This is a genomic window from Pseudomonas sp. NFPP12 (assembly GCF_900103205.1).
In the GTDB taxonomy this organism is placed as follows: domain Bacteria; phylum Pseudomonadota; class Gammaproteobacteria; order Pseudomonadales; family Pseudomonadaceae; genus Aquipseudomonas; species Aquipseudomonas protegens.
Genome location: NZ_FMWW01000006.1, coordinates 224,569 through 246,277, shown reverse-complemented (window position 1 = coordinate 246,277; position 21,709 = coordinate 224,569). Strand labels below are relative to the sequence as shown.

At 62.8% G+C, this 21,709-nt stretch carries 19 protein-coding genes; 14 read left to right on the top strand and 5 right to left on the bottom strand.

What is annotated here, in order from left to right; all coding sequences use genetic code 11:
- Positions 1 to 182 precede the first annotated feature (182 nt).
- The 8 genes from BLS75_RS25985 to BLS75_RS25950 are packed head-to-tail and all read left to right on the top strand — an operon-like array spanning position 183 to position 8,976.
- Positions 183 to 1,940 (top strand): carbamoyltransferase family protein, encoded by a 1,758-nt coding sequence (locus BLS75_RS25985; protein ID WP_072452053.1) that lies wholly within the window; start codon positions 183 to 185, stop codon positions 1,938 to 1,940.
- Positions 1,924 to 3,054 (top strand): glycosyltransferase, encoded by a 1,131-nt coding sequence (locus BLS75_RS25980; protein WP_072452052.1) that lies wholly within the window; start codon positions 1,924 to 1,926, stop codon positions 3,052 to 3,054. Before BLS75_RS25985 ends, BLS75_RS25980 begins: the two co-directional genes overlap by 17 nt.
- Positions 3,054 to 3,950 (top strand): antimicrobial resistance protein Mig-14, encoded by an 897-nt coding sequence (locus BLS75_RS25975; RefSeq protein WP_011058893.1) that lies wholly within the window; start codon positions 3,054 to 3,056, stop codon positions 3,948 to 3,950. Before BLS75_RS25980 ends, BLS75_RS25975 begins: the two co-directional genes overlap by 1 nt.
- An 8-nt stretch (positions 3,951 to 3,958) precedes the next feature.
- Positions 3,959 to 5,371 carry a PIG-L deacetylase family protein gene (locus BLS75_RS25970; RefSeq protein ID WP_072452051.1) on the top strand — a complete coding sequence of 471 codons (1,413 nt, stop codon included), beginning with the start codon at positions 3,959 to 3,961 and terminating at the stop codon, positions 5,369 to 5,371.
- A 53-nt stretch (positions 5,372 to 5,424) separates the two neighbouring features.
- The gene (locus BLS75_RS25965) at positions 5,425 to 6,303 is read left to right on the top strand and encodes a DUF6625 family protein (RefSeq protein WP_072452050.1); all 879 of its coding nucleotides are present in this window, start codon (positions 5,425 to 5,427) and stop codon (positions 6,301 to 6,303) included.
- Between the two features lie 2 nt (positions 6,304 to 6,305).
- Entirely contained in the window at positions 6,306 to 7,457 is a 1,152-nt protein-coding gene (locus BLS75_RS25960) for a glycosyltransferase (RefSeq protein ID WP_072452049.1), read from the top strand.
- Entirely contained in the window at positions 7,457 to 8,341 is an 885-nt protein-coding gene (locus tag BLS75_RS25955; RefSeq protein ID WP_072452048.1) for a glycosyltransferase, read from the top strand. Before BLS75_RS25960 ends, BLS75_RS25955 begins: the two co-directional genes overlap by 1 nt.
- 14 nt (positions 8,342 to 8,355) lie before the next feature.
- Positions 8,356 to 8,976, top strand: coding sequence for a CatB-related O-acetyltransferase (locus BLS75_RS25950; RefSeq protein ID WP_072452047.1), 621 nt, complete (start codon positions 8,356 to 8,358; stop codon positions 8,974 to 8,976).
- A gap of 79 nt (positions 8,977 to 9,055) precedes the next feature.
- Here the strand turns inward: BLS75_RS25950 and BLS75_RS25945 are convergent, their stop codons facing one another.
- Complete coding sequence (locus tag BLS75_RS25945) at positions 9,056 to 10,918, bottom strand: O-antigen ligase family protein (RefSeq protein ID WP_072452046.1); 1,863 nt, start codon at positions 10,916 to 10,918, stop codon at positions 9,056 to 9,058.
- Between the two features lie 156 nt (positions 10,919 to 11,074).
- Here BLS75_RS25945 and msbA point away from each other — a divergent pair, with 156 nt between their 5' ends.
- From msbA to hldE, 4 genes are all read left to right on the top strand, one after another.
- Positions 11,075 to 12,880 (top strand): lipid A export permease/ATP-binding protein MsbA, encoded by a 1,806-nt coding sequence (gene msbA / locus BLS75_RS25940; RefSeq protein WP_072452045.1) that lies wholly within the window; start codon positions 11,075 to 11,077, stop codon positions 12,878 to 12,880.
- A 187-nt stretch (positions 12,881 to 13,067) separates the two neighbouring features.
- Entirely contained in the window at positions 13,068 to 13,772 is a 705-nt protein-coding gene (locus BLS75_RS25935; protein ID WP_072452044.1) for a sulfotransferase family 2 domain-containing protein, read from the top strand.
- Positions 13,765 to 14,376, top strand: coding sequence for an adenylyl-sulfate kinase (gene cysC / locus BLS75_RS25930; RefSeq protein WP_072452043.1), 612 nt, complete (start codon positions 13,765 to 13,767; stop codon positions 14,374 to 14,376). The genes BLS75_RS25935 and cysC overlap by 8 nt, the downstream gene beginning before the upstream one ends.
- Before the next feature lie 102 nt (positions 14,377 to 14,478).
- Positions 14,479 to 15,912 carry a bifunctional D-glycero-beta-D-manno-heptose-7-phosphate kinase/D-glycero-beta-D-manno-heptose 1-phosphate adenylyltransferase HldE gene (gene hldE, locus BLS75_RS25925; RefSeq protein ID WP_072452042.1) on the top strand — a complete coding sequence of 478 codons (1,434 nt, stop codon included), beginning with the start codon at positions 14,479 to 14,481 and terminating at the stop codon, positions 15,910 to 15,912.
- 52 nt (positions 15,913 to 15,964) lie between these two features.
- Here hldE and BLS75_RS25920 read toward each other — a convergent pair whose 3' ends face one another.
- The 4 genes from BLS75_RS25920 to BLS75_RS25905 form a co-directional block, all read right to left on the bottom strand.
- Positions 15,965 to 16,936, bottom strand: coding sequence for a metal ABC transporter ATPase (locus BLS75_RS25920; RefSeq protein WP_072452041.1), 972 nt, complete (start codon positions 16,934 to 16,936; stop codon positions 15,965 to 15,967).
- A 41-nt stretch (positions 16,937 to 16,977) separates the two neighbouring features.
- Positions 16,978 to 17,790 carry an aldo/keto reductase gene (locus BLS75_RS25915; RefSeq protein ID WP_015633920.1) on the bottom strand — a complete coding sequence of 271 codons (813 nt, stop codon included), beginning with the start codon at positions 17,788 to 17,790 and terminating at the stop codon, positions 16,978 to 16,980.
- Positions 17,787 to 18,962, bottom strand: coding sequence for an NAD(P)/FAD-dependent oxidoreductase (locus BLS75_RS25910; protein ID WP_072452040.1), 1,176 nt, complete (start codon positions 18,960 to 18,962; stop codon positions 17,787 to 17,789). Before BLS75_RS25910 ends, BLS75_RS25915 begins: the two co-directional genes overlap by 4 nt.
- A 110-nt stretch (positions 18,963 to 19,072) precedes the next feature.
- Positions 19,073 to 19,405: a DMT family transporter gene (locus BLS75_RS25905; RefSeq protein WP_011058907.1), complete on the bottom strand. Its 333-nt coding sequence runs from the start codon at positions 19,403 to 19,405 to the stop codon at positions 19,073 to 19,075.
- Positions 19,406 to 19,515: 110 nt separating this feature from the next.
- Here BLS75_RS25905 and BLS75_RS25900 point away from each other — a divergent pair, with 110 nt between their 5' ends.
- The gene (locus BLS75_RS25900; RefSeq protein ID WP_176876776.1) at positions 19,516 to 20,400 is read left to right on the top strand and encodes a LysR family transcriptional regulator; all 885 of its coding nucleotides are present in this window, start codon (positions 19,516 to 19,518) and stop codon (positions 20,398 to 20,400) included.
- 22 nt (positions 20,401 to 20,422) lie between these two features.
- Positions 20,423 to 21,703 carry a lipid IV(A) 3-deoxy-D-manno-octulosonic acid transferase gene (gene waaA / locus BLS75_RS25895; protein WP_072452038.1) on the top strand — a complete coding sequence of 427 codons (1,281 nt, stop codon included), beginning with the start codon at positions 20,423 to 20,425 and terminating at the stop codon, positions 21,701 to 21,703.
- Positions 21,704 to 21,709 lie beyond the last annotated feature (6 nt).

Below are 21,709 nucleotides of genomic sequence, written 5' to 3'. Positions count from 1 at the left end.
CTGCCTGCGCCGCGGCCACGGCGCACGGTGGGTGCCAACCCAGGCTTGGCGCTCGCCGCTAGAGGCTTGCACCTGCTTTTACGTTATAATCCCGCCCTTTCGTTGTTTCTCGCCCCTTGCGAGCACACTTCATTTTCAAGGCGCATCGCGCCCGCATGCAGACTAAACGAGGCTAGACCCCTGTGGCATTGACGATTCTTGGCCTGTCCGGCGCCCTTAGCCATGATCCTTCAGCGGCCCTGTATATCGACGGCAAGCTGATTGCCGCCGCTGAAGAAGAGCGTTTCGTGCGCGACAAACATGCAAAGAACCGCATGCCCTACGAGTCGGCGAAATTCTGCCTGGAGCAGGCCGGGATCAAGCCTTCCGACGTTGACGTAGTCGCGATTCCGTTTGCCCCGATCAGCCTGTTCGGCAAGGCTCGCTGGCACTACGCCAAGCGCTACTGGTACGCCCCGGACCGCGCCCTGGACGCGATCCTGATGGGCAACCGTCGTTACAAGCGCTACCGCAAGAAGATCGTCTGGTGCCTGGAACAACTGGGCTTCGACCCGAAAAAGGTCAAGATCGAGCCGGTGGAGCATCACCTGGCCCACGCCTCCAGTGCCTACCACTGCTCGGGCTTTACGGAGAAGACCGCGATCCTCGGGATCGACGGCAAGGGTGAGTACGCCACCACCTTCTTCGGCTACGGCGAAAACGGCAAGATCCACAAGATCAAGGAATTCTTCGACCCGGACTCCCTGGGCGGCCTCTATGGCGCGATCACCGAGTTCCTCGGCTTCGAGATGCTCGACGGCGAGTTCAAGGTCATGGGCATGGCGCCGTACGGCGATGCCAGCAAATACGATTTCTCGCGCCTGGCCAGTTTTGAAAATGGCGAGCTGGTGATCAACACCGATTACGCCAACGTCATCGGCCTGCGTCGCTACAAAGAGAAGGGCAAGGGTTTCTACTTCTCGCCAAAACTCATCGAGTGGCTGGGTCCCAAGCGCGAAGGCGACATCGCCGACGAGCCGTACATCCACTACGCGGCGAGCATGCAGGCACTGTTCGAGAAGCTGGCCCTGCAGATGATCGACCATTACCTGGGCGACATCCTCAAGGAAACCGGCAAGCTGGCCTTCGCCGGCGGCTGTGCGCTGAACGTCAAGCTGAACCAGAAGATCATTGCCCGTCCCGAGGTCAAGGAGCTGTTCGTGCAGCCGGCTTCCGGCGACGCCGGTACCGCCGTTGGTGCCGCAGCTTACGTTTCCCATGCCCGTGGGGTGCCGGTAGAGAAGATGGAGCATGTCTATCTCGGCCCGTCCTACAGCAACGAAGACGTGATCGCGGCCTGTGCCCGCCACCCGAACAAACCAGCCTGGCGGCAGATCGACAACACCCCGGAGCGTATCGCCAAGATCATGGTGGATGGCAACCCGGTGGCCTGGTTCCAGGGCCGCATGGAGTTCGGTCCGCGTGCCCTGGGCGGCCGTTCGATCATTGGTTGCCCGAGCGCCACTGGCGTGGCCGACCGGATCAACGAACAGATCAAGTTCCGCGAGCGCTGGAGGCCTTTCTGCCCGTCGATGCTCGACACCGTCGGCCCGCAGATGATCAAGGTCGATCACCCGGCGCCGTTCATGACCTTCACCTTCGAAGTGGCTGAAGAGTGGAAGACCCGGGTACCGGAAGTGGTCCACGAGGACGGCACGTCCCGGGCCCAGGTGCTCAAGCGCGAATACAACCCGCGCTACTACGACATGATGAAGGCCCTGGAAGTACTGACCGGCAACGGCGTGTCGCTGAATACCTCGTTGAACCGCCGTGGCGAACCGATGATCTGTTCGCCCACCGATGCCCTGAACATGTTCTACGGGTCCGACCTGCAGTACCTGATCATGGAAGACATTCTGGTGGTCAAAGACGGCGTGGACCCTTATGACACGCTCGGCTGAACGCCATGTGCTGCAGTTCTGCCACGGCTATGACGGGCCGTTCCTGGACTGTGCCCGGCAATACGCCAACCTGTTCGCGGGCAGCGGCTATCGAGTGACCACGGTGTTTCTCACCGGGGCCGCCGATGCCGATGTCGCCGCGGGCTGCGCGTCTGATGAAGTGCTGTTCATGGAATACAGCTCCAAGGCCATCCGCGGCCTGAAGCTGGGCGCCATCCGCGACCTGCGCAAGATCGCCGCGTCACGCAATTTCAGCTTCTGCATCGCTCACCGCTTCAAGCCGATCTATATCGCCTTGCTGGGCACCGGCTTGCCGGTGATCGGTGTCCATCATGCGTTTTCCGATTACAAGCGCGGCAGCCGCAAGCTCTTTGCCCAACTGTTCCGTAAGCGCCTGAGCCTGCTCGGGGTGTCCGATGCGGTGCGTGACGACATGCGTGCCTGCCTGCCGAAATGGCCGGCGCAGCGCATTCAGACCCTGTACAACCGTATCGACCTTGAGGCACTGCAGGCCGAGCAATTGAACGCTGCCCAGGCGCGCAGCGAGCTGGGCCTGTCCGCCGATGCCTGGATTGTCGGCAACGTCGGGCGCCTGCATCCGGACAAGGACCAGGCCACCTTGCTGCGCGGCTTTGCCGCGGCCTTGCCGCAATTGCCGCTGCACAGCCAACTGGCGATTCTCGGAACCGGGCGTCTGGAAAAAGACCTGAAGTCCCTGGCCCGCGAGCTGGGGATTGCCGATCGCGTGCTGTTCCTCGGACAGGTGCCTCAGGCCCGACGCTATTTCCGCGCCTTCGATGTGTTTGCCTTGAGCTCCGACCACGAGCCTTTTGGCATGGTCCTGCTGGAGGCCATGGCCGCCGGCGTGCCGCTGCTGGCCACCGCCTGTGGCGGTGCCCGGGAAGTGGTCGAGGGGGTGGGCATCCTGTTCCCCCTGGGCGACGTTGAACATATGGCCCAGGGGCTTCAGCATCTGGCCGCGATGGACGATCACCAGCGCCGGGTCTGTGCCGAGCTGATGCTCGACCGCCTGCGCGAGCGCTTCTCCGACCGTGCTGTACGCGACGTATTCTGGCGTTTGCCGCAAGTCACCGATCTGACCGCGAGGGGCTGATGCTCAATCGATTTCAAGGCTGGCGCGAACGTGGCTGGTCAGTCATTGACGCATCGACCTACGCCGATGCCTGGCAGCGGTTCGGTGGCAGTGTGGCAACCCATCCCCTGGTGGTGGAGCAGTTGGCGGACCTGGCGCAGATCCCGGTGCGCTACCTGGCCTGGGAGCGCAACGGCCAATTGCAGGCGGCCATTGCCACCTGGGGGCGCGACCTGGCGCTGTCCAAGGACGTGCTCAAGCGGGCCGGCAAGAAGGGCCTGTTCGATATCGGCAATGCCGAGCTGATCCTGCCCGCCGCTGCCGATGCACAGGCGGTGTTGCGCCATCGTGGGCGTTACCTGTCCGCATTGAACGAGGGGCGCCTGACCGGCCTCAAGCCCCAGGCTGAACAGCTGGCCATGGCCAGGACGCCGGAAGAGCTGTCGAAGAAGTTTCGTTACAACCAGCGTCGTGAGCTGCGCCTGCTGGAAGAGGCGGGCGGAGTTGTACGCCCGGTCAGTGATTTCAGCAGCCCCGAGCTGGCGGCGATCTACTGCGACCTGTTCCAGCGCCGCTGGGGCTTTGCCGCCACTGGTGCCGAGCGTATGGCCGAGGTGCTGGAGCGCCTGCGCGAGCTGCTGATCGGTTCGGTGATCTTCCTCAACGACGCGCCGATTGCCGTGCAACTGATTTACCGGGTCGAAGCGCCGGAGTGGATCAGCGTCGAGTACGTGAACGGTGGGGTAGACCCCGAGACCCGTGAGTTCAGCCCCGGCAGTGTGTTGAGTTTTCTCAACACCCAGAGTGCCTGGGAACAGGCCCGTGCCCTGAACAAGCCGCTGCGCTTCTCCTTTGGTCGTGCCGACCGTGAATACAAGGACCGTTGGTGCAACCCTGTGCCGGTTTTCCAGGTGTGAGTCAGCCCATGAGTCGCAAGCAACAACTGCTCAAGCGCCACCGGCGCAATAAACGAATTGCTCTGTTGATCGGGCTGGTGCTGCTATTGGTGGTCGGCATCCTGGTGGCCTGGTGGGCGCCGGTATTGCTGGCGGTATTAGCCTGGCTGGCCCATGAAGCCTGGTTTGCCGATCATCTGTTCTATTCGCCCAAGGATGATTACTGCTACGACTTCGGCAGCGATGCCCAGCAGGCCGCTGTGCGCCTTGAAGCGGGGCGCCTGTTGCTGGAGGCGCCGCTGGCGCTGGCCGGGGATGAAACCCTGGTTCTGGGCGTGCACGTCAAGAGCTCGTGGCTGGGACGTTTTCTCGACCCGGCTGTTGAGGTGTCTGGCGGTCCGCTTGCCGATCGTCAGGTGTTCGAGCGCGGGGTCAACGGACTGCGCTACCTCAACCTCAGCGGCCTGGCCAGTTCCCTGGTCAGTGGCGAGCTGAGGTTGCGCGGGCGCTTCTGTCGGCTGCGCATCCAGCCGCAACTGATGTTCTGGCGGGATCCCGACTACCGGCGCCAGCGGGTGATGGTGATCGCTCCCCATGCCGACGATGCCGAGTTGGCAGCCTTCGGTCTGTACAGCCAGGCCGACGAGGCCTGGATCGTGACCCTCACCGCAGGCGAAATCGAGGCTGAGCATTACCAGGCCATGGGCATGAACCCGGCAGACGCGGCGCGGATCAAGGGGCGCTTGCGGGCCTGGGACAGTATTACTGTGCCGCGCTGGGCCGGGGTGCCTGAATCCCATTGCGTGCAGCTGGGCTATTTCTGCCTGCAGCTGCCTGCCATGCAGGCAGCCCCTGAACAGCCGGTGGCCTCTCGCGAGGCGCAACTGAGCGATATCCGCTTGTTCCGCCAGTTCAATCCATTCCCGCTGCCCGCCGACCAGGACGGGTTGCCGACCTGGAACAATCTCCTGGCCGACCTGCGCGAGCTGCTGCTCAAGGCGCGCCCTGAAGTGATAGTGCTGCCGCACCCGACGCTCGACCCTCATCCCGACCACATCTGTGCTCGCGAGGCGGTCATGCAAGCCCTGGAAGGGCTGGCCTGGCAGCCGGCCACCATCCTCGGCTACGCCAATCACCTGCATGACAACGACCGCTGGCCCATGGGGGACTCGGGCGCAGGCATTGCGTTGCCGCCGGTGTTCGAGTCGACGGCGGTGTTGCGTCCCTGGTGCTTGTCACTGTCCCAGGGCGAGCAGTATGACAAGGCCATGGCCTTGGGCATGATGCATGACCTGCAACCGAAAATGCCGTTCAAGCGACGCCTGCGCAGGTCGATACAATGGCTTATGGCCAGCAGGGTGCCTTCGGCACTGGGGGAGAATGAGTTCTTTCGCAAGGCGGTCAGACGCCATGAGCTGTTCTGGCTATTGCAACAGCGATAAACCGACATAACCATGGGGGCGTTTTGTAGCCCCAATCCGACAGTGAGTCCTTTGTGATCAATCCTCGCCCGCGAATCTTGTTTCTCATGCCCTACTTCGGGCGTTGGCCATTCTGGATGCCGTTTTTTCTCGAAAGCTGCCGCCGGAATCCGGATATCGACTGGCTCTTTTTCAGCGACTGCGGGACCCCGGACAATCTGCCGCCGAACGTCAAGCTTGAAAGCATGAGCTTTGCGGAGTACTGCGCTTTGGTATCCCGGCGCCTGGAGATCGACTTTGCGCCCAATGCGGCCTACAAGCTCTGTGATATCAGGCCGGCAATGGGGTACATCCATATTGATCGTCTGGAGGGCTACGACTTCTGGGCCTTCGGCGATATCGACCTGGTCTACGGTGATCTGCGGGCTTATTTCACTCCGGACCGCCTGGCGGGGTATGACCTGTTCTCCACCCATGAACGGCGTGTCGCCGGGCACTTGTGCCTGATACGCAATACCGCCCGTAAGCGTGAATTGTTCAGGCAGATCAAGGATTGGCAGAAGCGCTTTACCGACCTGCAGCACCATGCACTGGATGAGGGAGCCTTCAGTCGGATTTTCCTCTGGCGCAAGAATTTTCCGGAGCCGCTGTTCAAGCTGGTGGGCAAGTTCAATCCATGGCGCCGCCGCAGTGAGTTCACCGAGGCCTTCAGCACGCCGGGTGGAGTCATCAAGTGGCATGACGGCAGCCGTGATTTTCCGACGCGCTGGTACTGGAAGGATGGGCGTCTGACCAATGACCGCGACGGCGACCGCAGTTTCCCGTATTTCCACTTTGTGTGCTGGAAGCGCAATGAGTGGTCGCAGTTGCCGGAGCAGGATGCGCAGTCGCTCCAAGCCCTGGCCAATGAGCCGTCCTGGATCATCGATGCCACAGGTTTTCACCGGGGATAGTTATGAACCAGCGCTTCAAGGTCCTGCAGTTGCAGCCGGACTACAACGTCAAATCCCACGACTTCGCCGACCTCGCCGAGCAGATCGTCAAGGCCTTGCCGGCCGAGCGTTACGAAGTCACCGCAGCGTTCCTGCGGGGCCGCCCCGGGCCGAACGATCCGGTGAGTCGCGCCGCGCATTCGGTGTACTTCGAGTTTTCCGACCAATCCCTCAAGGGCATGCGCCTGCGGGCCATGTGGCGGCTGTATCAGTTCTGCCGCAAGGAACAGTTCGATGTGGTGATCTGCAACCGCTTCAAGCCGGTAAACATGATGCTGGCCCTCAATCGCTGGTTGAAGGTGCCGTTGTGCATCGGAATTTCCCACGGTTTCGGTGAGTACGACCGGCTTTACCGGCGCCGCCAGACCCAGCGTCTGATCGATCGGCATTGGCGCTTTGTCGGTGTGTCCCCGGCCGTCAAGGAGTACCTGCTCGATTGCCAATGCGGTTTCACCGACCAGAACACCTGGGCTATCACCAACGCCATCGATATCGAACAGGCAGAGGCCTTGCAGCATTCCCGCGAGCGCTCCCGAGAGTTGCTGGGGCTGGCCCCCGATGTGCGTCTGATTGGTGCCTTGGGCCGCCTGGTGCCGGTCAAGGGTCATACCTATTTGTTGCAGGCTTTTGCTCAACTCAAGGACAAGTACCCGCAAACTCAGTTGGCAATCATTGGTGCCGGTCGTGAGGAAGCCAATCTGCGCGCTGAAATCGAGCGCCTGGGGCTGCAGGGCCGTGCTCACCTGCTGGGGTTCAAGGAGAACGCCCTGCAATACGTGCGGGCCTTCGATATCTGGACCATGCCGTCGCTGGCCGAGGGGCTGGGCCTGGCCTTGCTTGAAGGCATGAGCGGGCAGTTGCCGGTGATCGCCTCGAACGTGCCGGCCATGCTGCCCCTGATCGAGGGGGCTGGCGGACTGGCCGTGGAGCCGGCCAATGTACCGGCGCTGGTAGCCGCACTGGATGCCTATCTGGGGCTGTCCGACGAGGATCTGGCCGCCAAGGGCCAGCAAGCCTATGCCTATCTGCAGAAAGAACACGATATCGAGGTGTTCCGCGAGGAGTACCGGCAATTGATCGACTCCGGCTTGAGTCAAGCGGGCAAGAGGCAGTAATGACAGACCAGCAACCTGTGGTGACGGTGATCATCGCCTCCTACAACCACGCGCCCTACATTGAGCAAAGCATTCTCAGTGTGCTTAATCAGACCTATTCGAACATCGAGCTGCTGGTGGTGGATGACGGTTCCAGCGATGACAGCGTCGAGCGTATCCGGCGCCTGCAGGAGCAGCATGGCTTCGACTTCCGGGTCCAGCAGAATCAGGGCCTGACCAACACTCTCAATGGTGCCATTGCACGGTCCAGGGGCAGCCTGATCGTGCCCTTCGGCTCCGACGACATCATGCTGCCCGAGCGCATTGCGACTCAGGTGGCCTACATGGATGGCAAGCCTGAGGTGGGGATCTGCGCGGGCAATATCGAGCTGATCGACAGCGACGGCAACCTGTTTCCCGAGAAGCGCCAGCGCCGTGACGTGCCGTTCCGACGCCTGGACTTCGACGACATGTTCCTTGAGCGCAAGCCCTATCCGCCAGCTCCGACCCTGATGATTCGTCGTGAGGCCCTGGAAAAGGTCGGCGGTTTCGATCCGAATATCCGCCTTGAAGACCTGCTGATCGAGTTGAAGATCACCCGGGCCGGCTATTTCATCGATGGCTTGAACGTGTTGATGGCGCGGTATCGCAAGCACGCCACCAACTCCTACAAGAACCACCGGTTCATGATCGACAACATCCTGCGTTCCTACGCCCTGTTCAGCGACCACCCGCTGTATGACGAGGTGCGCTACAAGTTCCTCAGTTCGATGTTCCTCAAGGTTTCCAATCGGGATCGCAAGCTGGCGCGCGAGTTGCTGGCACAGATCCCGTTCAAGGCCTGGAACAAGAAAACCTGGCGTGGATTGGGCCGCCTTTATTTTTCTCCACTGGAAAAAGACTGAAGAGACGCCGGAGCATGGGCTGGATTCAACGTTTTCTGGAGAAGCGCGCCAAGCGTGCGATCCGCAAGCTGCCGAAAATCGAGCGCGGCGTGGTGCGTTTTCAGCAGAGATATCCAGGTTACAGCATCGGGCGTGGCAGCTATGGCTTGCCCGAGGTGCATGACTGGCAGGAGGGCTCGACCCTGAGCATCGGGGCGTACTGCTCGATTGCCGAAGGGGTGCAGATATTCCTCGGTGGCCACCACCGAGCGGATTGGGTCACCACTTATCCCTTCCCGGCCATGCTGCCTCAGGCCGCGCACATCAGTGGCTACGCTGGGACCAATGGCGATGTCCGGGTGGGCAGTGATGTGTGGCTGTGTTCCAACAGCACGCTGTTATCCGGTGTGACCATTGGCCATGGTGCGATTGTCGCGGCGGGAGCGCTGGTCACCAAGGACGTCGAGCCTTATGCGGTCGTCGGTGGCAACCCGGCGCGTTTCCTGCGCTGGCGCTTTCCTGAGGAGCAGCGCCAGCAACTCTTGCAGAGTGCCTGGTGGGACTGGCCGGAGGCTGAGTTGCACGGGTTGGCCGACAAGCTCTGCTGCGATGATATCGACGGCTTCCTGGCCTACGCCCGGCAGCGCTCAGCCTGACCGCTCGCTGTTTAATCCCTTCCGAACCTGTTCCAGGCAGCCTTGTGTAGCTGTCATGGAACAGGTGCGTGCGCAGGGATCAGCGAGCCACCTGGTGCAGGTCATTCGCCGGTAGCGGCTTCAGCAGTCCGGTGGCCAGGGGCATCGAGGTGTCCAGGGCGTAACCGGCCTGCAGCGCGTCCAGATGCTCCAGGAACAGCCAGCCACAATCCTCGGCATAGCGCTGCATATGGCGCACATTGCGCTGGCGCAGCGACTTTCTCAGTGAGGAGGGATAGATCCGCAGGTCTGCAAGATCGATCAGCCCGAACTCGCCATCTTCCAGTACCAGCACATTGGCCAGGTGCAGTGAGCGGAAATAGACCCCTTGCTCATGCAGGTTGGCCATGAAGGCGCCAAAGCGCTTGATCAACTTGGCACGCTCGTCGCCAGAGCTTGCCGATTGCAGACTCTGGCGCAGAGTCTGGCCGGGCAGCGGTTGGTAGCGCACTGCGTTGCTGCCGTCGGCAAGACGATACAGTCCGAGAATTTGCGGGGTGGTGATGCCCAGATCGCGCAGTTGCTCGCTATTGGTGGCAAACCGCGTGGAGTAGGGATTGAACCCGCCGGAGGTGTACCAGCGGCGAGGGCGAAACAGCTTGAGGAAGCTGCCGTCGTCAAGACACAGGACCTTGGGACCCAGGCCGTCGGCCTCGATAACCCGGGCATTGGCCATCAGATTGTCGGCGTCGGTCTGGGTGAGCGACTCCACCGGGTGGCTGGGTGAGCGTCGTGCACGTTGGTTGATACACAGTGCAGCGATCAGGGCCAGGGGAATCCACAGCAGGAACCAGTGCTCTTTGGGGCGAGATAGAATCCCGCCGCCTTCGGTCAGGCCTGCGCCAATGCCGAACATCAGCCAGGTCGAGGCCAGGATCAGTAGTGGTTCGGCCCGCAGTTGCCAGCTTTTGAACAGGGCCCAGGCCTGCATGAACAGCCACGGCAGCAGGCCGACGATGCCCACATAGTAGAGCACGCCCAGGGCGAAGTTATGGGGCTCTTGCAGCAGGAAGCCGATGCCGGGGTCCAGGGATAGACTGGCGTTATAGCCGTGGCCGATCCATGGGTGGTTGGCAATCTGTTCCAGGGCTAGGCGCCAGAGATCGAAACGCGACGAGCTGCCCCGTTCCAGAAGCATCTGCGAGAACAGCGCAACGACGGCTATACCGCCTGCCAGCATGCCGCCCAGCAGCATCAGCGAACGACGGTTCCAACTAATGAAGCTCAGCCACAGTGCCGCCAGGGTCAATGCCACCAGAGGCGTTCTGGAGCCCGTGGCGATCAGCGCGGCGACCATGACGACCAGTGCCGGAACGCTCAGCCAGAGCATCTGGTAACGACGGCAGTTCATGCTCAGGCACAGCCAGTAGACACAGAAGAACCCAAAGACATGGGAGCTCAGCAGCGGGTTGTCAAAGGCGCCCGCGCCGACCATTCGCAGTTCGGGGGTGTGGTATCGAGCGAAGACGTACAGGTTGAAGATCGAGGCGATGAGAGCAACGATCGCAGCGCAGAAGACCAGAGGCTGTAGCACCTCCCCGCGGTAGCGAACCAGTAGCATGCAGCCGGCGAACAGCATCAGGGTGTGCAGAGGGGTCTTGATTTCCCCCAGCACGCTGTCCACCGGAGGGCTCCAGGCTAGGCTGACAATGGCCCAGGTGCAGAACAACAGCATGGCGATGAAGACAGGTTCGCGCAGAAGGCTTTTCAGTTCGCTGGGGCGAGTACACAGCGCGATCAGCGTCGGGATGCTGAACAGTCCGTAGTACAGCTTGTGCAATCCACTGCGCCCCGGAAGGAAGAACATCGCACAGAGAAGCAGTAGATAACCGATCGGCAGAATCCACAGGCAAATGAAATCGAATACTCGATTGGCCGTATTGTGAAGGGCATTGGGTTGCATGCTTGAACGTTCATCCCGGAAGTTAAGCTGGCAATCATAACGACTAATGGCTGGCGGTGTCGTTGGTCAGCTGAACAAACTCGGGCCTATGGGAGTGCCAGTACCGCGAACAAGCTGTGCTAAAGTCAGCCTCCTTTTTGACGACATTCGCGTGATATGACCGACTCCAGTCCTGACGCAAGCCCCTCGAGCTTGAAAATCTACTTCCGTCTGCTCGGCTATGTGCGGCCCTATATTGGTCTGTTTCTCATCAGCATCGTCGGGTTTCTGATCTTCGCTTCGACTCAGCCCATGCTCGGCTACATCCTCAAGTATTTCGTCGACGGCCTGTCCAACCCTCAGGCGGTGCTGTTTCCCGGTGTGCCTTATCTGCGCGACATGCAGTTGCTTCAAGCTGTGCCGCTGCTGATCGTGCTGATCGCTGCCTGGCAAGGCCTGGGCTCCTACCTGGGCAACTACTTCCTGGCCAAGGTATCCCTGGGGCTGGTGCACGATTTGCGGGTGCAACTGTTCAACAACCTGTTGACCCTGCCCAACCGTTACTTCGACAAGCACAACTCCGGGCACCTGATCTCGCGTATCACCTTCAACGTGACCATGGTCACGGGGGCGGCGACGGACGCGATCAAGGTGGTGATCCGCGAAGGCATGACCGTGATTTTCCTGTTCGGCTCGCTGTTGTGGATGAACTGGCGCCTGACCCTGGTGATGATCGCCATCCTGCCGCTGATCGCGGTCATGGTCCGCACCGCCAGCAAGAAATTCCGCAAGCAGAGCAAGAAGATCCAAGTGGCCATGGGTGATGTGACCCACGTTGCCTCGGAAACCATCCAGGGCTATCGCGTGGTTCGCAGCTTTGGCGGCGAGACCTATGAGCAGCAGCGTTTTCTTGCTGCCAGCCAGGGCAACACCGACAAGCAACTGCGCATGACCCGTACCGGCGCCATCTACACCCCACTGTTGCAACTGGTGATCTACAGCGCCATGGCGGTGCTGATGTTCCTGGTTCTGTATCTGCGCGGTGATGCTTCTGCCGGTGAAATGGTGGCCTATATCACCATGGCCGGTCTGCTGCCCAAGCCGATCCGCCAGCTGTCCGAAGTCAGCTCAACGATCCAGAAAGGCGTGGCGGGTGCGGAGAGCATCTTCGAGCAGCTGGACGTCGAGCCTGAGGTCGATCGCGGCACCGTCGAGCGCGCCAGCATCAATGGGCACCTGGAGGTGCGCAACCTGAGTTTCACCTACCCGGGAACCGAACGGCAGGTGCTCGATGACATCAGCTTCAGTATCGAGCCCGGGAAAATGGTGGCGCTGGTGGGGCGTTCCGGCAGTGGCAAGTCGACCCTGGCCAACCTGATTCCGCGGTTCTATCACCACGACAAGGGCCAGATTCTTCTGGATGGCACCGAGGTCGAAGACTTCCGCCTGCTGAACCTGCGTCGGCATATTGCTCAGGTTACCCAGCACGTCACGCTGTTCAGTGACACCGTGGCCAACAACATTGCCTACGGTGACCTGGCCGGTGCGCCGCGTGAGGACATCGAGAAGGCCGCCGCCGATGCCTATGCCATGGACTTCATTGCCCAGTTGCCCGAAGGCCTGGATACCCAGGTAGGGGAGAACGGCGTACTGCTTTCAGGTGGCCAGCGCCAGCGCCTGGCGATTGCCCGGGCCTTGCTGAAGAACGCCCCGCTGCTGATTCTAGACGAGGCCACTTCGGCCCTGGACACCGAATCCGAGCGGCACATCCAGGCCGCACTGGACAAGGTCATGAAGGGCCGCACCACCCTGGTGATTGCCCACCGCCTGTCGACCATCGAGAAAGCCGACCTGATCCTGGTCATGGACCAGGGGCGGATTGTCGAGCGCGGCAGCCATACCCAGCTGCTCGCACAGAACGGCTACTACTCGCGGCTGCATGCCATGGGCCTGGAAGAGCCCGCGCCCAGCGGAATCGCCTGACCTGTTCCGGGGAGCGAGCTGGCTCGCTCCTCGGGGCCTTGGTGTGCAAGGCACCTTGGCATCATTTGTAGCCGCTTCCTTACAGTCTTGACCAAGCCTAAATAATTCTGCGTTTCCCGCTTGTTATGGTTCCCGCCTGAATCTTTGAACAGATCGAGGGGGCCATCCCTCTCGCGTGGGTAGCAGAATGTTGCAACGCTTTGTGTGGAAGTTATTACCCAAGACCCAGCGCAATTTCCTGCTTGGGCGCCTGTCGGTGGTGGATCGCCAAGTGGTGAACAAGTCCATGTCGGCCAATGTGCGCTTTCCTGATGCCTTCTCCCGGCACTCCTGCCTGTTCATTCATGTCCCCAAGTGCGCGGGCAGCAGCATCTGTTCGGCATTGTTCGACGGTTGGATGCCCGGGCACCTGCCGTTGTACTGGTACGAGCAGCAGTTTCCCCAGGCCTTTTCCAGCAGCTTCAAGTTTGCCTTCGTGCGCGATCCCCTGGAGCGCGCCTACTCGGCCTACGCTTTCCTGCGGGGCAATCGCCTCGGCCGACGGGACCAGGCAGCCCAGGCGCTGGTAGGGCATTACCGCGACTTCGATGACTTTGTCGGCCGCTGGCTGCATCCGGAAACCATCCACAAGCAGATGCACTTTGCTGCCCAGAGCGATTTTCTCACCGACTCCCTGGGCCGCCTGGCCCTGGATTTCGTCGGCTATCAGGAGCACCTGCAGCGGGATTTCCAACTGCTGTGCGAGCAGTTGCAGGTCCAGACCCGATTGCCCCATGTCAACAGCACCCAGCAGCGCCATAGCACCCCCGTCAGGGATATCTGTTCGGTACGCACCCGGCGCCTGGTGCGCCGGGTCTATCAACGCGACTACGAGATGCTCGGTTATGAATAAGCTTGCCTGTGTACCGCTGGAATGCCCGCAAATCCGTCCCTACAGCCTGTCGTTGTCCACCGAGGCCCGGGCCGCCCTCAAGCAGCAGCAACCCTGCTGTCTTTGGCTGACCGGATTGTCGGGGGCCGGCAAGTCGACCCTGGCCAATCTGTTGGAGCTGCGGCTCAACGAGTTGGGTATGCACACCTTCGTCCTCGACGGCGACAACGTTCGCAGTGGCCTGTGCAGTGACCTGGGTATGGGGGCCGAGGCGCGCAAGGAGAATATCCGCCGCATGGCCGAGGTGGCACGGCTGATGGTGGACGCCGGCCTGCTGGTCATAGTGTCGGCAATCTCGCCGTTTCGCGCCGAGCGCGATGCCGCCCGCGCGCTGTTCGGCCCGGGGGAATTCATCGAGGTGTACGTCAGTACACCTTTTGACACCTGTGCCCGGCGTGACCCCAAAGGGTTGTACCAGGCTGCGCTGGAGGGGCGGATCAAGGACTTCACCGGGCTCGACAGCCCTTATGAAGCGCCGTTGCAGGCCGATTGCGAGATCGACACGGCGACCGTGGCACTGCCGGAGGCGATCCGCCGCCTGCTGCAACTGCTGCCCCGTAAATAAGCGGCAAGAATTCTTCGTCGGCCCCATTCAAGGCATAGAACTAGGCGGCGCCAACCCTGTGTTAATATCGCGCCCCTGTTCATTTTGTATGTGGGATGCTCCATGAAGTTGTCCATGCCGCGATTCGATCAAGCCCCCGTCTTGGTGGTCGGCGATGTCATGCTCGACCGTTACTGGCATGGTGGTACCTCACGGATTTCCCCTGAGGCGCCAGTGCCGGTGGTCAAGGTCGAGCAAATCGAGGATCGCCCCGGCGGTGCCGCCAACGTTGCCCTGAACATCGCTGCCCTCGGCGCGCCGGCCTCCCTGGTGGGCGTGACCGGCGACGATGAAGCCGCCGACAGCCTGGCCAACAGCCTGCAAGGCGCGGGCGTGCGTGCGTTGTTCCAGCGCATCAAGCACCAGCCGACCATCGTCAAGCTGCGGGTCATGAGCCGTCACCAGCAGTTGTTGCGTATCGATTTCGAAGAACCTTTCGCCACCGACGCCCTGGCCCTGGCGGCCGAGGTTGATGCCCTGCTCGACGGGATCAAGGTGCTGGTGTTGTCCGACTACGGCAAGGGCGCGCTGCGCAATCACCAAGTGCTGATCGCCGCTGCGCGGGCCCGGGGCATTCCGGTACTGGCGGACCCCAAGGGCAAGGATTTCTCCATCTACCGCGGCGCCAGCCTGATCACGCCGAACCTCAGCGAGTTCGAGACCATCGTCGGCGGTTGCGCCGATGAGCACGACCTGGTGAGCAAGGGCGCGCAGTTGATGCATGACCTGGAGCTGGGGGCGTTGCTGGTGACCCGTGGCGAACATGGCATGACCCTGTTGCGCCCCGACCACCCGGCCATGCACTTGCCAGCCCGGGCCCGGGAAGTGTTCGACGTTACCGGTGCCGGGGATACGGTGATCTCCACCCTGGCGGCCGCCATTGCTGCTGGCGAAGAGCTGCCTCATGCAGTGGGCCTGGCCAATCTGGCGGCCGGCATCGTGGTTGGCAAGCTGGGTACCGCCGCCATCAGTGCTCCCGAACTGCGCCGGGCGATCCAGCGCGAGGAAGGCTCCGAGCGCGGGGTGCTGAGCCTCGACCAGTTGCTGCTGGCCATCGATGATGCCCGAGCCCACAACGAGAAGATCGTCTTCACCAACGGCTGCTTTGACATCCTGCATGCCGGGCACGTGACCTACCTGGAGCAGGCGCGAGCCCAGGGCGACCGGTTGATCGTGGCGATCAACGATGACGCTTCGGTCAGTCGCCTCAAGGGCCCTGGCCGTCCGATCAACAGTGTCGACCGGCGCATGGCGGTGCTGGCGGGGCTGGGGGCGGTGGACTGGGTAATCAGTTTCCCCGAAGGCACCCCGGAAAACCTCCTGTCCCAGGTTCGGCCGGACGTGCTGGTGAAGGGCGGTGACTATTCCATCGACCAGGTTGTAGGTGCCGATATAGTCGGTGCCTATGGCGGCACCGTTAAGGTGCTGGGGCTGGTGGAAAACAGCTCGACCACGGCTATCGTCGAGAAGATCCGCAAGACCGACAAGGCCGAGTAACGGCCTTGCGGTCCGCAAAAAAGGCGCCTGTTGCAGGCGCCTTTTTTTGGCCTCAGCCCTGGCGCCGGGCCTTGCCGGGGACGATCTTGCGCAGGATCTGCCGGGCCCGGCCGGTTAGCCGTGATAGCTTCGACGCCTTTTGCGGTGGCTCCAGGCCCCGCTGCCTGAGCCAGTCCTTCCAGCGAATCCGCTCGTCACTCACCACCCAGCCTTCCTGCTGGGCGAAGCTTTCCGCCAGGTACAGGCCGCGGGTGCTGGCCGGATGCAACTGGTCTTTCTTCAGGGTGTAGAGCTCGGCGCAGGGCTCGCCGTTGTCCAGGGGCATCAGGTACAGGTCCGGGCGCTTGCGGTCCAGCCGTGCCACCAGTTGGTCGCCCTCCAGGCGCTCGTCGACGTGGAACAGGCTCAGGGACTTGGCTTCCCTCGGCACGTCCAGGCGCAGGTCGTAGATCAACTGCAGCGAGGCGGTGGGCAGGTGCACATAGGCCCGGGGACGTTCCAGCAACTGCAGGTTGCCACAGCGTACCGGCAGCGCCGCCCCGGACAGCGGGGTCAGGCGAAAGGGCAGGGCCTCGCGATAGTGCAGGGCGTCGGCATAGGGCGCGGGCAGCCAGGTGTCGTTGAAGCGCCCACCGAGCCAGCCTTCGGGGGTTTCCAGCAGGCATTCCTCGGCAATTTCCTGGATCGCGGTATGCAGCGGCAGGTTGAGCTCGTGAGCCGGGACATAGCCGGAAATCAGCTTGAGCACTACATCGCCGCGATCCTGGCGGCGCTGGCGCACCAGCACCCAGTAGTCGCGGTTCTGCCAGTGCAGGGTCAGGCGCACCGAGACCCCGAGATTGGCCAGCTCCAGGGCGAAGCGCTGATTGTCGGCCACCGTCACCGCGCGCCGGCGCTGCAGGGTCTGGGCGAAGTTCAGCGGCATTCCGACGCTCTGGTAGCTCAAGCCTTCGGGAGTCGCTTCGACGAACAGGGGCAGGGTCTTGAAGTTGCTGGGGTTCTTTCTAATGAGCGGTCGCGACATCTCGGCTCCTTCTTGCGTCGGGGTCGGCCGCGTCGGCGGCATCAGTTCTTGCCAAGGACCTGCGCCACAGTCGACACGTTATGGGCCAGGTGCAAGGGATTGATGGTCCCGACAATAGCACTGGCGACACCGGGCCGGTCAAACAGCAGCTCGAAGCTGGCCCGCACCGGATCGATGCCCGGGCTCAGGCAAACGTGGCCGCTGGCAAGCGCCTTTTTCACCAGGATGCCCTTGTGGTGAGCGGTAGCGTAGTCAATGACTGCCCGCTCGGCCTGTTCGTTCAGATTGTAGGTAACCATGGCGCAATCGCCTTGCTCCAGGGCCTTCAGGCCGCCGTCTACGGTCTTGCCGGAGAAGCCGAAGCCACGGATCTTGCCCTCCTGCTTGAGCTGCGCCAGGGCCTGGTAGACCTCGCACTGCTCGAGGATCGCCAGGTCGTTGCCGTCGGAATGCACCAGCACCAGGTCGATGAAGTCGGTTTCCAGGCGTTGCAGGCTGCGCTCCACGGACATCCGGGTATGGGCCGCGCTGAAATCGTGCCGCGACAGGCCATCGGCGAACTCTTCGCCGACCTTGCTGACAATCACCCATTCCTGGCGCTGGCCGCGTAGTAGCGGGCCCAGGCGCTCTTCGCTGCGGCCGTAGGCCGGAGCGGTGTCGATCAGGTTGATGCCCAGGTCGCGGGTCAGCTTGAGCAGCATGCGGGCCTCCTGGTCGTCGGGGATCTGGAAGCCGTTAGGGTATTTCACGCCCTGGTCGCGGCCCAGTTTCACCGTGCCCAGACCCAGGGGCGACACCAGCAGGCCGGTGCTGCCCAAGGGGCGATGCAGATCGTGCAGGGTTGGCTGGCTCATGGCAGCAGTTGCTCCCAGGCTGGTTGCGCCAGGGGCGGCTTGGGCAGTTCGGGCAGGGCCTGGGCGGCGGCGGGGTGAATGCCGTCGCGCTCCAGGGCAGCCAGGACCCGGTCGGCGAAGTCCGGTGCCAGGGCCAGCTTGGTCGGCCAGCCCACCAGCAGGCGATCCTGCTCGGCGAGGAAGGCGTTGTCCGGGCGGGCCAGGCCCGACTGTGCCGGTTCGGCGCGGTCGACCCGCAGGGTGGCCCATTGCGCCTGGCTCAGGTCGATCCAGGGCAGCAGTTGCGCCAGTTCCTTCTGGGCTGCGGCAATCTGCGCTGCCGGTTCCCGGGCCACGCCCTCGGCTTCGGCGATATCGCCCCCCAGGTACCAGACCCACTGGCCGTCGGCGGCCGGGTGAGTGGTGACGGTGATCCGTGGTTTTGGCCCGCCGCCCAGGCAGTGGGCGTACAGCGGTTTCAGGCTCGGGCCCTTGACCAGCACCATGTGCAATGGTCGCCGTTGCATGGCGGGCTGGCTCAGGCCGGCCGCTTGCAGCAGCTCGGCATTGCCGGCTCCGGCGCTGAGGACAATGCGTTGCGCGCGGATTTCCCGGCCGTCGACCCGCAGGCCCAGCAGTTGGCCGTTCTCCAGCAGGGGCTCGATCTTCTGCCCGGCCAGCAGGCTGTCTCCTGCCAGGTGCGCGAGGCGCTCGATCAGGCTCGGCACATCCACTACCAGTTCGGCGAGGCGGTAGACCTTGCCCTTGAAGCGCTTGTCCTGCAGGGCCGGGGGCAGTTGCTCACCCTTGACCTGATCGACCCGCCCGCGTACCGCCTTGCTGGCGAAGAAGCTGGTGAGGTTGCCGGCCAGGGTGCCGGGGGACCAGAGGTAGTGGGCCTCGGACAGCAGGCGCACGCCGGACAGGTCCAGCTCGCCGTTGCCCGCCAGGGCTTCGCGCCAGCGTCGTGGCATGTCGGCAATGGCCTCGGAGGCGCCAGTGAGGGCGCCGTGCAGGGCGTATTTGGCGCCGCCGTGGATGATCCCCTGGGATTTCACGCTCTGTCCGCCGCCGAGGCTGGCGCTTTCCACCAGCACGGTGGAAAAACCCAGGCGTTGCAGGCGAGCGTTGAGCCAGAGACCGGCGACGCCTGCGCCGACAATCAGCACATCGGTGGAAATAGCGGATGGCATGCAGCGACCTCGGTAAGTAAAACGAAGCCGCAAGTTTCAAGCCTCAGGCCTCAAGCTGCAAGCTTGGCGCTCACTCTGGCCGCTTGAGGCGTGTGGCGTGAGGCTGCTTTCTAGTGCCCGGCGGTTTTCGAGAACAACTGGATCACCACCACGCCGAGGACGATCAGCGCCATGCCCAGCATCGCCGGGATATCCAGCTTCTGGCCGTACAGAAACAGCGCGGCGATGCTCACCATGACGATGCCCATGCCGGCCCATACCGCGTAGGCCACGCCCACCGGCACCGTACGCACCACCAGGGTCAGCATCCAGAAGGCCACGCCGTAGCCGACGATGATCAATGCCAGGGGCAGCGGAGTGCTCAGGCCCTTGACCGCTTTCATTGAAACAGTGGCGATCACTTCCGCGCAGATGGCGATAGCCAGGTAGTAGTAAGCGTTCATGGGAGGGTTCCTCGGGGCTGGGACTGCTTTATGAGGTCGGCATTCTAGAGAAAGTTCAGATGGGGTAAAGTCATTACCTATCTGGATGCTAGATAGGTTGTGCCGTGAACATGCAATGGAACCTGGAGCAGTTGCGCCTGTTTGTCGGGGTCGCCGAACTGCGTTCGTTTTCTGCCGTGGCCCGCCATCAGCGCAAGGCGCAATCGGCCATCAGCAGTGCCATCGCCCAGCTGGAGGATGACCTGGGAGTGAGCCTGTTCGAACGCAGCAGTGGCCGCCAGCCAAGGCTGACGGAGGCGGGCAGTGCACTGTTGCAGGAAGCGCGGGAGATCCTGCGCCAGTGCGACCGCCTCAATGGCCGGGCGCTGGCCTTGATGCGCGGCCAGGAAGCGCGGTTGCGCCTGGCCCAGGACGAGGCGATGCCCTATCAGCCGGTGCTCGACAGCCTGGAGGCCCTCGCGGAACACTTTCCCAGCCTGGAGGTGCAACTGGCCAGCGGGGCCCAGGGCGACGTAGCGCGCAAACTGGTGGAGCGCCGGGCCGACCTGGGGTTGCTGTTTCACCATGAACAGATGCCGGAAACTTTGGAGCGCCGGGCCCTGGGCAGTGTGGAGATGGTCACTGTCTGCGCCGTGGGGCATCCGCTGGCCCATGAAAAAAGGGTCAACCGCCAGTTGCTGGCGCTACACCGGCAGTTGCTCATCGCTCCGCAAGCCAGTGGCTACCCCGGTGGTGAGCAGGTCAGCCCCCAGGTCTGGCGGGCTGACAGCTTCTACGTCCTGGCCGAATGGCTGATGCGCGGGCTGGGCTGGGCCTGGCTGCCACGGCATGTGGTGCAGTACCCGGCCTATCAGAACCAGATGGTGGAGCTGGCCAGCCAGTGGACGCCCCCGGCACTGGTGGTGGAGCTGGCCTGGCGCCGTGACGAACCTCTGGGCCCCGCGGCACACTGGCTGGCAGAACGTTTTGCCGTGCACCTGAAGGCGATCGGCTAAAAAACCGATAAACTCCGCCGCCATGAATAGAACTCTCTATACCGCATTGTTTTACCTGGGGCTGCCGTTGGTAGCGATCCGCCTGTGGCTGCGCTCGCGCAAGGCGCCGGCTTATGCCAAGCGCATTGGCGAGCGTTTCTCTCTCGGCTTGCCGACCATGCAGCCCGGTGGCATCTGGGTGCATGCGGTGTCGGTGGGCGAGAGCATCGCTGCCGCGCCGATGATCCGGGCGCTGCTGGCGCGTTATCCACAGCTGCCGATTACCGTGACCTGCATGACTCCCACCGGCTCCGAGCGCATCCACGCGCTGTTTGCCAACGAGCCGCGGATCCAGCACTGCTACCTGCCCTACGACTTGCCTTGCGCCGCGGCGCGGTTTCTCGATCGGGTGCGGCCCAAGTTGGCGGTGATCATGGAAACCGAACTGTGGCCCAACCATATCGACCAGTGTGCCCGGCGCGGGATTCCGGTGGCCCTGGCCAATGCCCGGTTGTCCGAGCGTTCGGCCAAGGGCTATGGGCGTTTTGCTCGGCTGACCGCACCGATGCTGGCGCAGATGAGCCTGTTCGCGGTGCAGACCGAAGCCGAGGCCCAGCGTTTCCTCCGGCTTGGGGCCCGCCCAGAGACTGTGCAAGTGACCGGATCGATCAAGTTCGACCTGAGCATCGACCCGCAGTTGCTGCAGCGGGCCACTGAGCTGCGCCAGCAATGGCAGGCCATGGAGCGCCCGGTGTGGATCGCCGCCAGTACCCACGAGGGCGAAGACGCGGTGGTGCTCGATGCCCATCGGCAACTGCTGGGCAGTTACCCCAATGCCTTGCTGATCCTGGTGCCGCGGCACCCGGAGCGCTTCGACTCGGTGCATGAGCTGTGCCGGCAGCAGGGTTTTGCCACGGTGCGCCGTTCTGCAGCCGAGCCGGTGCTTGCCACCACCTCGGTGCTGCTGGGGGACACCATGGGCGAATTGCTGTTCCTCTATGCCCTGGCCGACAGCGCCTTTGTCGGCGGCAGCCTGGTGCCCAACGGTGGGCACAACCTGCTGGAGCCGGCAGCCCTGGCCAAGCCGGTGATCAGCGGGCCGCATCTGTTCAACTTCCTGGAAATCGCCGCGATGCTGCGTGAGGCCGGAGCCTTGCAGGAAGTGGACGATGCCGAGGGGCTCGCGGTGGCGGTGCAGCGTCTGTTCGAGCTACCCCAGGATGCGCACAAGATGGCCGACGCCGGGCTCAAGGTGCTCAAGGCCAACCAGGGCGCCTTGCAACGGCTGCTCGACGGCCTTGGCCGCCTCCTGGGCAGGCACTGATCGTCG